Raw genomic sequence first — 13475 nt, 5'->3', positions numbered from 1 at the left:
AAGGGCGCATGTCAGGGTGGACAGCCGTCGGGCCGTCCGCGGCAACCGAGGTCAGCGCAGCGGGTCGTGGGTGCCGAGCGGCACGCCCGGCCGGCAACGGCGCACCCGGTCGGCGGCCATCCGCCCACCCACCGCGAGGCCGTACCGCTCCAGCGCCGCCAACCCGTACGCGACGCGTCACAGCCCGACCGACGCGCTTCGTTTCTGCGTCGCCCGAGCCGGTGCACCAGTGGCACGAGCCAGCACGTCTCCCGGCTTCAACGTGTTGACGGGCGAGCCGCCCGCCGGCGGAGAGCGATCCGGCCGGTGTGCTCCCGCAACTTCCGCGCCGCACGACCCAGCTCGAACGCGATCCGGGCGGCCTCGTACGCCTCTGCGGCGCCCGGCTCCGCCATCCGGCGCTCGCACAGGTCGTCCCACTCGGCGTGCTCATCCATCTTTCGGCCCCCTCGACGATGGCGTGCCGCTCTGCCAGCCATCGCTCAAGAGCCCAACGACGGGCAACGCAGGGGGGTCCTGGTGCTGTTCGTCACGTCTCGGCGACACTTCCGCCACCGGTCGGTCAGAGCGCAACCGACCGCGCCGGGCTCAGGATGTCGGGTCGGGGATCACCCGGGCGCCTAGCGTCGGTGGTGGAAACAGGAAGGAGCACCGGGTGCTGGAGCGGCTCAACCAGGCCATGGAGCACATCGAGCGGCACCTCGACCAGCCGGTCGACGTGGTCGAGCTGGCGCGGATCGCGGTCACGTCGGAGTACCACTTCCGGCGGCTGTTCTCCGCCCTCGCGGGCATCCCGCTGTCGGAGTACGTCCGGCGGCGGCGGCTCACCGTCGCCGGCGCGGAGGTGCTGGCCGGCGAGGAGTCGCTGCTCGACATCGCGGTCCGCTGGGGGTACGGCTCCAACGAGGCGTTCGCCCGGGCCTTCCGCGCCGTGCACGGCATCGGGCCGAGCGAAGCCCGGCGTACGAGGGCGGCGCTTCGCGCCCAGCCCCGGATGTCCTTCCGACTCGTCGTCGAAGGGAACACCAGCATGCGATACCGGATCGTGGAGAAGGACGAGTTCCGCCTGGTCGGGCGGAAGGCCCGCGTCCCCCTGGTCCACGAGGGGATGAACCCCGCCATCGTCGCGTTCGTCCGCGGCATCGACCAGGAGACCGTACGCCGGATGGAGGCGCTGTCCGACCAGGAGCCGCGGGGCATCGTGAACGTCAGCGACGACCTCGCCGGCAGCCGGGCGGAGGGCACGGAGCTGGACTACTGGCACGGGGTGGTGACCGGCGCCGACGCGCCGGAGGACATGGCGAGCCTGCCGGTTGCGGCGGGCGCCTGGGCCGTCTTCGACTCCTCGGGGGAGTTCCCGCAGACGCTGCAGTACCTGTGGCGGGACGTCTTCACCCAGTGGTTCCCCTCGAACCCGTACCAGACCCGACCCGGCCCGGAGATCTCGAAGGTCCGGGTGTCGGCGGACGGCAGGCAGGCCGACGCCGAGCTGTGGATCCCGGTGCAGCGGGCCTGACCGTCAGTCTCGCTTCGCCTCCGCGGCGGCCCGGTCCAGGCAGGCCGGCACGTCGCCCGCGTGGTACGGGTGCTCGCTCGGCTCGATGCCGGCGAGGAACATCGCGTACACCGCCGCCAGCCGCAGCGGCGCTACCGGACGCAGCAGCGTCACTGCCCGCTCCGGGTCGCAGCCGGGCACGTCGGCCCGCCACCGGGCCGCCCACGCCGCCAGCAGCGGGCCGGCCGTCGCCGGGTCGAGGGCTTCGGTGAGCCGCAGAATGTCGAAGGCGGGGTGCCCGACGAACGCGTCACCCCAGTCGATGATCACCCGGCGCTCGCCGTCGCCGCGCACGTTGCCGGGGTGCAGGTCGCCGTGGACGAGGGTGTCGGGCAGCCCGCAGCGGCGTACCTCGTCGAGGCGGTCGTCGAGGCCGGCGAGCAGGCCGTCCACGGTGGAGACGTCGTGCGGGGCGAGGGCCGCGCGGATCCACCGGGCCAGGGCCGGCCCTCGCCGGTCCGGTACGCCGGCCGCGACCAGCGCCGCCACATCGTCGGCGGCGCGGACCTGGATGGCATGGTGGTCGGCGGCGACGCCTGCCCGCTCCTCGACGCCGGCCGCGTAGCGGTCCTCCCCTGGCACGTGGTCGAGCAGCACTCGCCCCGACCCGTCGTCGGCGAGCAGGGTCGGGGCGGTGCCGGGCGCGGTGTGGCCGAGCCAGCGCAGCACCGCGGCCTCGTGCCGGAAGAAGTCGGGCACCTGCTTGAGCCACGCGGTGCCGTGGTCGCCGTCGAGGCGCCAGATCGCCGAGAGGTTCCAGGTGCGCTGCTGCGCGACGACGGTCGCCGGCCGGCCGAGCCGGTGCAGCTGCGCGGTGGCCCAGGCGAGGCTGCGGGCCGGGCCGCCGGGCTCGGCCCAGGGGGCGCGCAGCGGGTGCGGCGACAGGTCCACCGACACCAGGTCCAGCGGCACGGTCGGCCGCTCGGCCACCTGGCCGAGATAGGTGAGGTGGCCGCCGGGCGGCTCGGGCCGGTCGGCGGCGAGCAGCCGCAGCACCGCCACGTCGAGGGCGTGCCGCCGTCGCGCCTCGGCGACCACCGAGCCGACCTCCTGCCACCACGGCTCCGGCACGTCGTAAGGGGGGAGGGCGCCCAATGGCTGGCCGGCGGGGTCGACCAGGACGAGGGTCAGGGTACGGGACACGCCGGGACGGTAGCGCTGGCGCAACCTGCGGGCGAGTGGTTATCGCGTCAACGCCGCCGGCATGACCCGTGCGCTGCGCCGCGCGCGGCGGTTCAAGGCGGCGGCATCGATCGCGACCTGACATGACCTGACGGCCCCGGGGCTGGAAGCTGACCATGATGGGCGCGTTGCCTGACAGGGCCTGACACGGCCTGACAGCAGTGCCGCGACTGCCGGCGGCCGGTGGCGGCGTGCTGGCCGCAGTGCCGTTGATGGAATGCGTCCGGGGGCGGCCGGCGTCGCCTTCCGGCTGCCGTAGGGCATGGCCACTGTCAGCCCTGATGTCGGTGTGCGTTTGGGCCCTCGTTTGGGGGCTCGTTTCCGTCAGCGTTTGGGTCAGTTCGCGAAACGAGCCCCCAAACGAGGGCGCTGGGGCCGCCTGTCAGCGCCGTGACCTGCATTGTTACCCATCGCCGCCGAGGTGTGACCCGCTCCGACTGCCCTGTGAGGGCTACTCCCCAAGGGGGTCACACTGCGACCGTGATCATGCGGCAGCGACGTGCCATCCGGCTAGCACTGTGCCTTGACAAGACGCACCGCAACGAGCATCCATAGGTAGGCAGGTTGCGATTGCCGACGACTCGACCAGGAGGGGACACCGCTGTGATGTCAGCCCGTCAGCTCATGCCCTGTCCCTCCCGATCCGAGGAGTCCTATGGCCCCACCCACAGCCGCGACGGCTGACCAGCAGCACAGCGTCCCCGTTGGCGCAGATTCCTTCGACGTGCCGCCCTCACGCGGATCGCGTGCCGAGAACCTCACCCAGATCGTCATCATGCTCACGATCGGTGGCGCCGCTGGGGCGGCAAGCTTCACCCACGTCCACAACGTCGCCGCTTCCCACGGTCAGGACGGCTGGCTCGCCTGGGCCGACGCCATCGTCCTGGAGCTGATGTCCATCGCTGCCGGGCTGGAGCTGCGTTACCGCAAACGCCAGCACGCCTCGACCAGGTTCCCCGCCACCGTCCTGATGTGTGCGGTCACCCTGTCCATCGCCGCGCAGGTCGTGGAAGCGGAACAGTCCGTCATCGGGTGGATCGCCGCCGCCCTGCCCGCGCTCGGCTTTCTGGTCATGACCAAGATCGCCCTGAATCGAGCTGCCATGCCCCGTCCCCACCGCGGCGCCCTCGTCCCCACCGGCAGCGGGGACGGACCCGTTGTCGCGGGACGGGGCGCCCGCCCACGGCGCAGCACCGAAGATCGTCCCCGTCGCCATGGGGACGATCATGGACGCGCCGGTGGCGTCGCCGTATCGAAAGACGGTGACCGGAACAGCAGCGCAGCGTCGCTCTCCCCACGCCGCACAGCGCCGCCAGACGCCACGATGGACGATCTCCTACCGGTCGCTCGGGCCGCCAGGAAAGCACTGGAGTGCGAAGGTCTGCCGCTGACCCGCGACACCCTGGCCGACCAGCTGAGACGCGATGGCCACGCCGTGCGCAACGCGCGCATCTCGGCTCTGCTGGCACTGCTACGACAGGACCAGGTGACGGCCGCGCCATCCGCCGCCCAGCGGCCTTCGGCACCCGCGCCGCGACCGGCCGGTCTCTCGCCCGCCGACCCCGCACCGTGATTGTCCGGCGTGATTCCTGACCGTGTCGGGGCTTGGACCTCCGGGATCGCTACGGGAAAGACCCCGATGCTCCAACCCGGCTGCGCTGCCAGGCTGACGCAATGATCACCACCGATTCCCGCGCGACCGCCCCCGCCCCGTACGTCTGGCTGCGGCCGACGGCCGTGACCGCGTCACTGCTGCTCTTCAGTTACGGCGTCCTCCGCCTGCTCGACGGCCTGGACGGGTACCGCGACAAGTCGGGGTGGCCCTGGCTGGCCGGGCACACCCTGTTCCTGCTCGGCATCGTCCTGTTCGCCGTGTTCATGGTCGGGCTGCGCGGCCGGCTGCTCGCCACCTCGCCCCGCCAGCGGGTGCTCACCGACTTGGCGACCGTGGCCGGGCTGATGGGCGCGACCGCCTTCGGCTGGGTGATCCTCGGCGACCTGTTCCCGCGCTTCGCCGAGGCGGTGTCGACGCCGGACCTGGTGCTCATCGGTGGCCCGGCGCTGTTCCAGCTGGGTCTGCTGACGCTCCTGGTCCGGGCCGCCGTCGTCCGGCCCCGGCTGCTGCCGTTCTGGGCGCCGGCGCTGGTGCTGGTCGGCTTCGTCGCGATCGGGGTCGACCTGGACCTGCTGCCGGTCGGCGCCGCGCTCGTCTTCGGTGGGCTGCTTCCGGTTCGGCAGCCCGCGCCCTGAGCCGACGGGGTCGACGGCCCCTGCCCGGGAAACCGGTCAGACGTAGACCGGGTGCCGGGTGCCACCGTGGTCGGCGCAGGGACCTCTCTGGACGCCGGTCATGCTGATCAGGCCGTCCTCGCACAGGACCAGGTAGCCCTTGCCGTCCCAGAGGGTGTCGACGCAGTCGAACCAGTCGCAGACGTCCGGGGCGGGGTCGTCGATGTAGGAGCCGCCGCAGTAGTTGTAGCCGTACGGGTTCTCCGGGGCGCCACAGAAGTCGACCGCGGTCGGGCTCGGCGAGCCGGTGCTCGGACCGGTGCCGCCGGGCGTCGGCCGATTCGAGGGCGTGACCCGCGACCCGCCCGAGGTCGGGCCCGGAGCGCCCGACGTGGCCGGTCCGGAGCCGGGTGCCGCCGGCGCGGTGCCGGGCGCGGGGCTGCCGGGCGCGCCGGTGCCGGTGGGCAGGGGGCCGGTGGTGGGCCCGGTGGACGTGATCGGCGCGCCGATGGAGGCGGACGTCGAGGGTGCGCTCGGGTCCGCCACGGCCGGACCGGTCCCGCCGTCGACCTGCATCCCGACCACCGGCCGGTCGGCTGTGGACCGGCGGACCACGCCCGAGACCGCTGCCACGGCGACCAGCACCGCGACGGCGGCGACCAGCGCCGGGCGGGCGAGCCGGGCGACCACCGGGGCTTCGGCCGGGGTGGCCGCGGCCGGCTCCGCGGGCCGGCTGCGCCAGTGCGCCACCACCGCCTCGTCGAGCCGGTCCAGCAGCGCGTCCCGCGCTCCCGTCGCCTCGGCGTACGCCAGGGTGAGCCGCAGCCGGAAGCCGGACGCGGCGGCCCGGGGTACCCGCACTCCCCCGATCCCGCCCGCGTCGTGCGGGTGCAGCAGGGTGAACGGCTCACGGGGATCGTGCGCCACCCGGGCCACCTCCGGGTACGCCCACTCCCGGGTCCCGCCGCGGCCGACGAGGATCAGCCGCCGGTTTGTCACCACCGCCATCCCGGCGTCGACCACGGCCACGCCCTTCGGCAGCCGTGGCTTCCGGGCGGTCTCCTCGACGGGAACGACGGTCAGCTCGGGCGCGGGCAGACCGGTGGTGTGCCGGGCCGTCACCTCGATCAGCTCCGCCGCGGGCTGCACGGCGGCCACGACCTCGTCCTGCGCCAGGGGCACGGGCAGTCCCACCGGCGGTTCCGCCGGCTCCTCGGCCTCCTCGGCCTGGTCGCAGCACTGTCGGAGCTCGTCCTGGCGTCGTCGCCACGCCGCCACGGCGGCCTCGTACGCCGTGCGCCGCCGCTCGTTCTCCCGCCTGGCCCACCGGGTCCGCCAGCCCGAGGCTGTGCCGTCCGTCGCCGCCACCGTGTCGCCTCTCATCGCGAGGGGTTTCCGCGTCCGCCTGGTACAACCGTCCGGGCCGCCGCAGGACACGCCATCGCCGTGGGCCGGTTCGGTGGATTCATGGCGGTCGAACGGTGGATGGCGGACGGGTGGCGGCGCTGGCCCGAGCCCCGGCGGGACGAGTCGATACGGTCAAGACATGGAGCAACGCATCAGCCTGGTCACCCTCGGGGTGACCGACCTGGCCCGGGCCCGGGCCTTCTACGAGCGGCTCGGCTGGCGGGGCCAGGAGGTCGAGGAGACCGTCTTCTTCCAGGCCGGCGGGCTGGCCCTGGTGCTCTGGGGGCGGGACAAGCTGGCCGACGACGCCGGCCTGACCGACCGGGGCGGCGACGGGTTCGGCGGGCTGGGCCTGGCGCAGAACGTGCGCAGCCGCGAGGAGGTCGACGCGGTCCTGCGCGAGGCGGCGGAGGCCGGGGCGACGGTGACCCGACCGGCCCGGGAGACCTTCTACGGCGGGTACGCCGGCTGCTTCACCGACCCGGACGGTCACCTGTGGGAGGTCGCCTGGAACCCGGGCTTCCCGCTCGCCGAGGACGGCACGCTCACCGTCCCCGACTTCGGCGGCCGAGGCCAGTCGTAGGGGGTCAGGTCCAGAGGGTGCGGCGGACGCCCTGGCGGCCCGCGCAGGCCGTCGCCTGGCCGCCGGTGAGGCTGAGCATCCCGTCGCGGCACTGCACGACGTAGCCGCGGCCGGACCAGAAGCCCGGGACGCACTCGAAGTAGTCGCAGATCCGCTCGGCCGGCTTCCGGATCCGGGAGCCGCCGCAGTAGTCGTACCCGAAGGGGTTCGCCGGGGCGCCGCAGCGGCGTTCGCCGGCGAGCTGCGGCGCGGCGGTACGGGACTGCGAGGGGGTCGGCGCGGCGCCGGTCCGCTTCCGGGGCTTGGGCGCGATCGTGGTCTCGACCCGCACTACGGGGGCGACCGGTCGGGGCGTGGGCGTCGCGGTGGCCGCCGGGGTGGCGGCGGAGGCGACGTCCGAGCCGGGCCGCACCGGCGGGTCGGACTCGAAGAGCATCGCCGGCACGACCAGGGCGAGGGCCGCCGCCACCGCGACGGTACGCCGGCCGCCCGGCACCCGCGCGCTGAACCGGGCCTGCGCCGGGGTGACGATGCCCGGCCGGAACGGCTGGGTCTGCGTGTGTTCGGCGATCAGCTCGTCGAGCTGGGCGACCACGGCGGCGCGCTGTTCGATCGCGTCGGCGAAGGCCAGGGTCAGCTTGAACCGGAAGTCGGCGACCGCGCCGGTCGGCAGCAGCAGCCCGGAGGTGCGCCGCCGGTCGAGCACCTGGATCAGCGTCACCGGGGCCGCCGGGTCGTGGGCCAGGCCGGTCATCCGCCCGTACGCCCAGTCGCGCCGGCCGCGCCCGCCGAGCAGCACCAGCCGGCGGTTGGTGAGGACGGCGAGCCCCGCGTCGGTGACCTTGAGGCCTTCCGGGCGGCGCGGGCGCACCGCCAGCGGGTCCGGGTCGATGGTCAGCTCGGGGGCCGGCAGCACGGCGGTGTGCCGCACCTCGACCAGCTGCGCGGCGGGCAGCGTCCAGAAGACGACCTCGCCGGGGGCCAGCTCAATCGGCAGGCCGACGCCGGCCTCCACCGATCCCTGGAAGGAGCCGGCGAGGGCACGCAGCCGGCGCAGCTCGTCGTCGCGCCGCCGCCACGCCTCGTCGGCGTCGCGGAAGGCCCGCTGCCGCCGTTCGTTCTGCCGGTACGCCCACCGGTACCGCCATGTGGAACCCGTCGAATCAGTCTTCGCCACGCCGACTCCTCCGCCGCGCGAGTCCACCAATCGGGGTGTCATTCACATCAACTACGACGGAAGACCGAAAAGACACGCGAAAGTCATTAATCTGGCCGATCGGTGGATTGACCCGCACGATAGGCGGAATCCGCTGCGTCGATTCCTGGGCCGGACCGGGTACGCCGGGTCGGGCCGCTTCACCGTGCGAGGGGGTCACGGCGTCGGTAACGTCAGCCGCAAGCCGGGGTGCGCCGTGGCCCTCGGGGCGAGGAGGTGAACCGATGGGCGACACGACCTCCACCGTCGTGGTCGGCGTGGACATCGGCACCACCAGCACCAAGGTCGTCGCGTACGACACCGAGGGGCGGCAGCTCGCCGCGCACTCGGTCGGCTACCCGCTCGACGAACCGCACCCGGGCTACGCCGAGCAGGACCCCGCGCTGATCTTCGACGCGGTGGTCGAGTCGGTCCGGTCCGTGGTCGCCGAGCTGCCCGAGCCGATCGCCGGGCTGTCGTTCAGCACCGCCATGCACAGCCTGATCGGCCTGGCCGCCGACGGCACCCCGCTCACCCCGTCGATCACCTGGGCGGACTCCCGGGCCAGTGCCCAGGCCGAGCGGCTGCGCGCCGCGCCGTCCGGGCTGGCCCTGCACCGCCGCACCGGCACGCCCGTGCACCCGATGGCGCCGCTGCCCAAGCTGGTCTGGTACGCCGAGCAGGAGCCGAAGCTCTTCGAGCGGGTCGCGCACTGGGTCGGCATCAAGGACTACGTGCTGCTGCGTCTCGCCGAGGCGCTGGTCATCGACCACTCGGTCGCCTCCGCCACCGGCCTGATGGACATCCACAAGCTGGCCTGGGACGCGCAGGCGCTGCGCATCGCCGGGATCACCGAGGAGCAGTTGCCGCAGCTGGTCCCGACCACCACCGTGCTGCCCGGCCTCACCGCCGAGGCGGCCGCGGCGACCGGCCTGCCCGCGACCACCCCCGTCGTCGTCGGCGCCGGCGACGGCCCGCTGGCCAACCTCGGCCTCGGCGCCGTCAAGCCCGGCGTGGTGGCCTGCTCGATCGGCACCTCCGGGGCGATGCGGGTGGCCGTCGAGCGGCCCGCCGTCGACCCGCTCGGCGGCGTGTTCTGCTACGCGCTCACCGAGCGCCGCTGGGTGGTCGGCGGGGCGATCAACAACGGCGGCATCGTGCTGCAGTGGGCCGGCGAGGCGCTCGCCCCCGAGCTGGGCGAGCACGCCGAGGAGGAGCTGCTCGACCTGGCCGCCCGGGCGCCGGTCGGCTCCGGCGGGCTGATCATGCTGCCGTACCTGCTCAGCGAGCGGGCGCCGCACTGGAGCGCGCTGCCCCGTGGCGCGTACGTCGGGTTGACCCACGGCCACCGGCGCGAGCACCTGGTCCGGGCCGCGCTGGAGGGGGTCTGCCAGCAGCTCGCCCTGGTCCTGGGCTCGGTGCGGGCGGCCGGCAACGAGGTCCGGGAGATCCGGGCCAGCGGCGGCTTCGCCCGCAGCCCGCTGTGGCGGCAGATCCTCGCCGACGCGCTCGGCATGCCGGTGCGCTTCCCCGCCGGGCACGAGGGGTCCAGCTTCGGCGCCGCGCTGCTCGGCATGCAGGCCCTCGGCCTGATCGACTCGATCGACGTCGCCGCCGACCTGGTGGAGATCGACGAGACGGTACGCCCCGACCCGGCCTCGGCGGCGACCTACGCGGCCCTGCTGCCGCTCTTCTCCGAGCTGTACGACGCGCTCGTTCCGACGTTCGCGTCGCTGCGACGGCTGGCGCCGAGCCTGCCGCCGGAGCCAGCACCCACCGCTCCTGTGTGATCGCCCGTCCCAGTCCGGCACGGACGACTACCGAAGGTCGTGATAACCGTGGTCACATTGCTCGCCGCACCGGCGGAACCGCTCACCGACGCCGGGAACACCCAACTGATCATCGCGGCCCTGCTGGGCATCGCCGCGGTGGTGCTGCTCATCGCCTGGGGCAAGGTGCACCCGTTCCTGTCGCTCATCCTGGGCGCGGCCGTGCTCGGCGTGGTCGCCGGCGTGTCAGCCGACAAGATCATCACCTCGTTCAGCGGCGGGGTCGGCTCCACCGTGGGCGGGGTCGGCCTGCTGATCGCCCTGGGCGCGATGATCGGCGGCCTGCTCGCCGAGTCCGGCGGGGCGGACAGCATCGTCGAACGGGTGGTCAGCCGGGTCTCCGGCACGGCCCTGCCCTGGGCGATGGCCGGGGTGGCCGCCCTGATCGGGCTGCCGCTCTTCTTCGAGGTCGGCGTGGTGCTGCTGGTGCCGATCGTGCTGCTGGTGTCCCGGCGGACCGACGTACCGCTGATGAAGATCGGCATCCCGGCGCTGGCCGGCCTGTCGGTGCTGCACGGCCTGGTGCCGCCGCACCCGGGCCCGCTGGTCGCGATCGACGCCCTCGGCGCCAACCTCGGCCAGACCCTCGCGCTGGGCCTCCTGGTGGCCATTCCGACGGTGATCATCGCCGGTCCGGTCTTCGGCAACTTCATCGCCCGCTACGTGCCCGCCACCGCGCCGGAGGCGCTGCTGCCCACCCGACGACCGCTGACCCCGGCCGGCCGGCGGGGGCCCGCGGCCACCGGCCGCGGCCCGGTCGACGCCGATGGGGACCTGGTCGCCGAGGACGACCTCATCAACCCCGGCACCGGCCACCCCGGCGAGCTCATCGACGAGGCCGCCACCGAGCGGGTACGCGCGCGCCGGGCACCCGCCCTGTGGGCCGCGGTCGTCACGGTCCTGCTGCCGGTGGCGCTGATGCTGCTGCGCGCGATCGGCGAGCTGACCCTCGACAAGGGCACCGCGGGACGCAAGACGCTGGACATCATCGGAACCCCGATCGTCGCCCTGCTGGCCGGCGTCATCTTCGCGATGATCTTCCTCGGCTACCGGACCGGTTTCAGCCGCTCCCAGGTCTCGGGCTTCCTCGGCGGGTCGCTGCCGCCGATCGCCGGCATCCTGCTGATCGTCGCCGCCGGCGGCGGCTTCAAGCAGGTGCTGGTCGACGCGGGCGTGGGCAACCTGGTCGCCGACGCGGCCAAGGACGCCAACCTCTCCCCGCTGCTGCTGGGCTGGCTGGTCGCGGTCGGCATCCGGGTCGCCACCGGCTCGGCCACCGTCGCCACCATCACGGCCGCCGGCATCGTCGCGCCGTTGGCCGCCACGCTCCAGGGACCGGAGGTGGCGCTGCTGGCGCTGGCCATCGGCTGTGGATCGCTGTTCTTCTCGCACGTCAACGACGCCGGATTCTGGCTGGTCAAGGAGTACTTCGGGCTGACGGTCGGGCAGACCATCAAGAGCTGGTCGGTGATGGAGACGATCATCTCGGTGGTCGGGTTCGTCGGCGTCCTGCTGCTCGACCTGATTCTGTAGCGGCTCTCCGGCCCTGGCGGTGGTGGCCGCCGCCAGGGCCGGACGCCCGGCAACTCAGGGGGCCTCGACGCCGGAGACGCGGTACCGGTGCACCTCGGCGCCGAGGATCGCCACCGTCTGCTCCTCAGACGGGCCGGAGCCACGGAAGTCGAGCAACTGCTCGTCGGTCTCCCACCGCTCGTAGACGTTGATCCGGCCCGGCTCGACCAGGTCCGCGCTGACCGCGAAGTCGATGCAGCCCGGGGCGGAGCGCGCCTGCCGGACCGCTTCCACACAGGAGGCCAGGTAGGCGTCCCGGCCGTCCGGGTCGACATAGAGACTGCCGGCGACGATGAGCACTGTGGACCTCCCGGGCTGAGCGGACACCTCAGCGCCCATGGTCGCAGCTCGGCAGCGTCAGGCCCGGCTGATCGCGTTGGCGTGGATGGCCTCGCTCAGGTACTCGGCCAGCCCCGGCCGGATCTTCTCGAAGTACGCGGTGAACCGCGGGTCCGCCACGTACATGTCGGCCAGCCCGGTGTGGATCTCGTACGAGCACTCGTAGAACCAGCGGCTGATCAGCTGCCGGTGCTCCTCGGCCAGCTCCATCGCCGCCGGACTGTCGGCCGGCGCGCCCGAGTCCATGACCGCGGCGACACGCCGCCCCCACTCCTCGTTCTCGGCCTTGTTGCGCAGCCAGTCCTCCTTCGAGTAGCCGGCGGTGCGCCGGGTCGACTCCCGGTACGCCTCGGTGCCGCCCCACCGCTGCTCCGCCTCCTCGGCGTGCGCGTCCGGGTCGAAGTCCCCGAAGACCTCGAACCGCTCCTCCGGCGTCAGTTGAATCCCCATCCTTCTCGCCTCCATCGCGAGCTCGATCGCCGCCACCATGTCCTGAAGCTTCCCGATCTGCCCGGTGAGCAGCTCGTGCTGCCGGCGCAGGTGCGCCGCCGGGTCCGCATCCGGGTCGTCGAGGATCGCGGCGATCTCGTCCAACGGGAACCCCAGCTCCCGGTAGTAGCGGACGACCTGCAACCGCTCCAGGTCCGCGTCGTCGTAGCGGCGGTAGCCGGCCGAGGTGCGCCCGCTCGGCGAGAGCAGGCCGATCTCGTCGTAGTGGTGCAGCGTCCGCACCGTCACCCCGGCCAGCTTCGCCACCTGACCCACCGTGTACGCCATGGTTCCCTCCCTTCCGCGACCAAGGCTCCCGCCTGCCGTTACGTGAGGGTCAACCCCAATTCTGGGACCGGGCCGACGGACGTGTGCGGGAACACGGCCGCCCCCGGTCTCCCGAAGCGGGTGGGAGGCCGGGGGCGGCGGGTGCGGCTGATCGGGTCAGGTGGTGACGCGGTCCCGGGCCTGCTCGGGGGCGGCGAACGTCTCACTGGCCGGGGTCCGGAAGGCGTGCAGCAGGCCGGCGAGCGACAGCAGCAGGAGCAGCGCCGCGCCGAGGTACATGGCCAGGGCGCCCTGGCCGGCCTTGCGGCCGAACTCACTGAAGCCGTACGAGGTGAGCAGCAGACCGCGCAGCGTCTCGCCCTTGAAGACCGTCTCCCGCTGCGCGGTGACGTCGGCGAGCTGCTTCTGCAGGTCGGCCAGGTTCGCGGCCTTGGTCTGCTCGGCCTGGGCCACCTGCTCCCTCAGCGCGGTCTGCGGGCCGCCCAGGTCGGCGTACGTCTTGCCGCCGCCGATCGACTTCAGGTGCAGGCCGATGAACTCGTTCGCGTAGCACTCGGCCTGCTTGCCGGTGGTGAGCTGCTGACCGGCGTACTCGCGCAGGCAGTCGGACTTCTTCTCCTCGTCGGTGAGGGTGTCGGCCGGCTTGAAGCTGATGTGCTGGGCGCCGAGCTGGTCGTGCACGTAGGTGTTGGCGAAGTTGGCGTTCGTCGTCAGGACGATGCCCACGACGAGCAGCAGGACCGCAAGGCCCAGCCCGCCGATGCTGAACAGCAGATCCAACGTCCGTCGCTTCATGGGGGGCTCCTG

At 73.3% G+C, this 13475-nt stretch carries 14 protein-coding genes; 6 read left to right on the top strand and 8 right to left on the bottom strand.

The window, feature by feature from the left end; all coding sequences use genetic code 11:
• Positions 1–51 precede the first annotated feature (51 nt).
• Together EV384_RS09665 and EV384_RS09660 are read right to left on the bottom strand one after the other, a co-directional pair.
• The gene (locus EV384_RS09665; RefSeq protein ID WP_242623996.1) at positions 52–162 is read right to left on the bottom strand and encodes a membrane protein insertion efficiency factor YidD; all 111 of its coding nucleotides are present in this window, start codon (positions 160–162) and stop codon (positions 52–54) included.
• A 95-nt stretch (positions 163–257) separates the two neighbouring features.
• Positions 258–437 carry a hypothetical protein gene (locus tag EV384_RS09660; protein WP_207232274.1) on the bottom strand — a complete coding sequence of 60 codons (180 nt, stop codon included), beginning with the start codon at positions 435–437 and terminating at the stop codon, positions 258–260.
• A gap of 218 nt (positions 438–655) precedes the next feature.
• On the opposite strand from EV384_RS09660, the gene EV384_RS09655 reads away from it, so the two are divergent.
• Positions 656–1516, top strand: a complete 861-nt coding sequence (locus tag EV384_RS09655) for an AraC family transcriptional regulator (RefSeq protein ID WP_130332136.1) — start codon at positions 656–658, stop codon at positions 1514–1516.
• Between the two features lie 3 nt (positions 1517–1519).
• Here EV384_RS09655 and EV384_RS09650 read toward each other — a convergent pair whose 3' ends face one another.
• A complete protein-coding gene (locus tag EV384_RS09650; protein WP_130332134.1) occupies positions 1520–2698 on the bottom strand; it encodes a phosphotransferase family protein in 1179 nt (392 codons plus the stop codon).
• 814 nt (positions 2699–3512) lie between these two features.
• On the opposite strand from EV384_RS09650, the gene EV384_RS09645 reads away from it, so the two are divergent.
• Positions 3513–4310 carry a DUF2637 domain-containing protein gene (locus EV384_RS09645; protein WP_130340390.1) on the top strand — a complete coding sequence of 266 codons (798 nt, stop codon included), beginning with the start codon at positions 3513–3515 and terminating at the stop codon, positions 4308–4310.
• A gap of 101 nt (positions 4311–4411) precedes the next feature.
• Positions 4412–4987 carry a hypothetical protein gene (locus EV384_RS09640; protein ID WP_130332132.1) on the top strand — a complete coding sequence of 192 codons (576 nt, stop codon included), beginning with the start codon at positions 4412–4414 and terminating at the stop codon, positions 4985–4987.
• Between the two features lie 36 nt (positions 4988–5023).
• Here the strand turns inward: EV384_RS09640 and EV384_RS09635 are convergent, their stop codons facing one another.
• Positions 5024–6349: a hypothetical protein gene (locus EV384_RS09635; RefSeq protein ID WP_130332130.1), complete on the bottom strand. Its 1326-nt coding sequence runs from the start codon at positions 6347–6349 to the stop codon at positions 5024–5026.
• 163 nt (positions 6350–6512) lie between these two features.
• Between EV384_RS09635 and EV384_RS09630 the strand changes: the two genes are divergently transcribed.
• A complete protein-coding gene (locus EV384_RS09630) occupies positions 6513–6956 on the top strand; it encodes a VOC family protein (RefSeq protein ID WP_130332128.1) in 444 nt (147 codons plus the stop codon).
• A gap of 4 nt (positions 6957–6960) precedes the next feature.
• Here the strand turns inward: EV384_RS09630 and EV384_RS09625 are convergent, their stop codons facing one another.
• Positions 6961–8133 carry a hypothetical protein gene (locus tag EV384_RS09625; protein ID WP_130332126.1) on the bottom strand — a complete coding sequence of 391 codons (1173 nt, stop codon included), beginning with the start codon at positions 8131–8133 and terminating at the stop codon, positions 6961–6963.
• A gap of 263 nt (positions 8134–8396) precedes the next feature.
• Here EV384_RS09625 and EV384_RS09620 point away from each other — a divergent pair, with 263 nt between their 5' ends.
• Together EV384_RS09620 and EV384_RS09615 are read left to right on the top strand one after the other, a co-directional pair.
• Complete coding sequence (locus EV384_RS09620) at positions 8397–9941, top strand: gluconokinase (protein ID WP_130332124.1); 1545 nt, start codon at positions 8397–8399, stop codon at positions 9939–9941.
• Positions 9942–9989: 48 nt separating this feature from the next.
• On the top strand, positions 9990–11513 hold the full coding sequence (locus EV384_RS09615; RefSeq protein WP_130332122.1) for a GntP family permease: 1524 nt from the start codon (positions 9990–9992) through the stop codon (positions 11511–11513).
• Positions 11514–11567: 54 nt separating this feature from the next.
• On the opposite strand, the gene EV384_RS09610 is transcribed toward EV384_RS09615, so the two are convergent.
• The 3 genes from EV384_RS09610 to EV384_RS09600 form a co-directional block, all read right to left on the bottom strand.
• On the bottom strand, positions 11568–11891 hold the full coding sequence (locus EV384_RS09610; RefSeq protein ID WP_207232273.1) for a putative quinol monooxygenase: 324 nt from the start codon (positions 11889–11891) through the stop codon (positions 11568–11570).
• A gap of 18 nt (positions 11892–11909) precedes the next feature.
• On the bottom strand, positions 11910–12668 hold the full coding sequence (locus EV384_RS09605; RefSeq protein WP_130332118.1) for a MerR family transcriptional regulator: 759 nt from the start codon (positions 12666–12668) through the stop codon (positions 11910–11912).
• Between the two features lie 156 nt (positions 12669–12824).
• Positions 12825–13463, bottom strand: a complete 639-nt coding sequence (locus tag EV384_RS09600) for a hypothetical protein (protein ID WP_130332116.1) — start codon at positions 13461–13463, stop codon at positions 12825–12827.
• Positions 13464–13475 lie beyond the last annotated feature (12 nt).

This window comes from Micromonospora kangleipakensis (assembly GCF_004217615.1).
GTDB lineage: Bacteria > Actinomycetota > Actinomycetes > Mycobacteriales > Micromonosporaceae > Micromonospora > Micromonospora kangleipakensis.
This window is presented reverse-complemented; position numbering and strand designations above follow the sequence as displayed.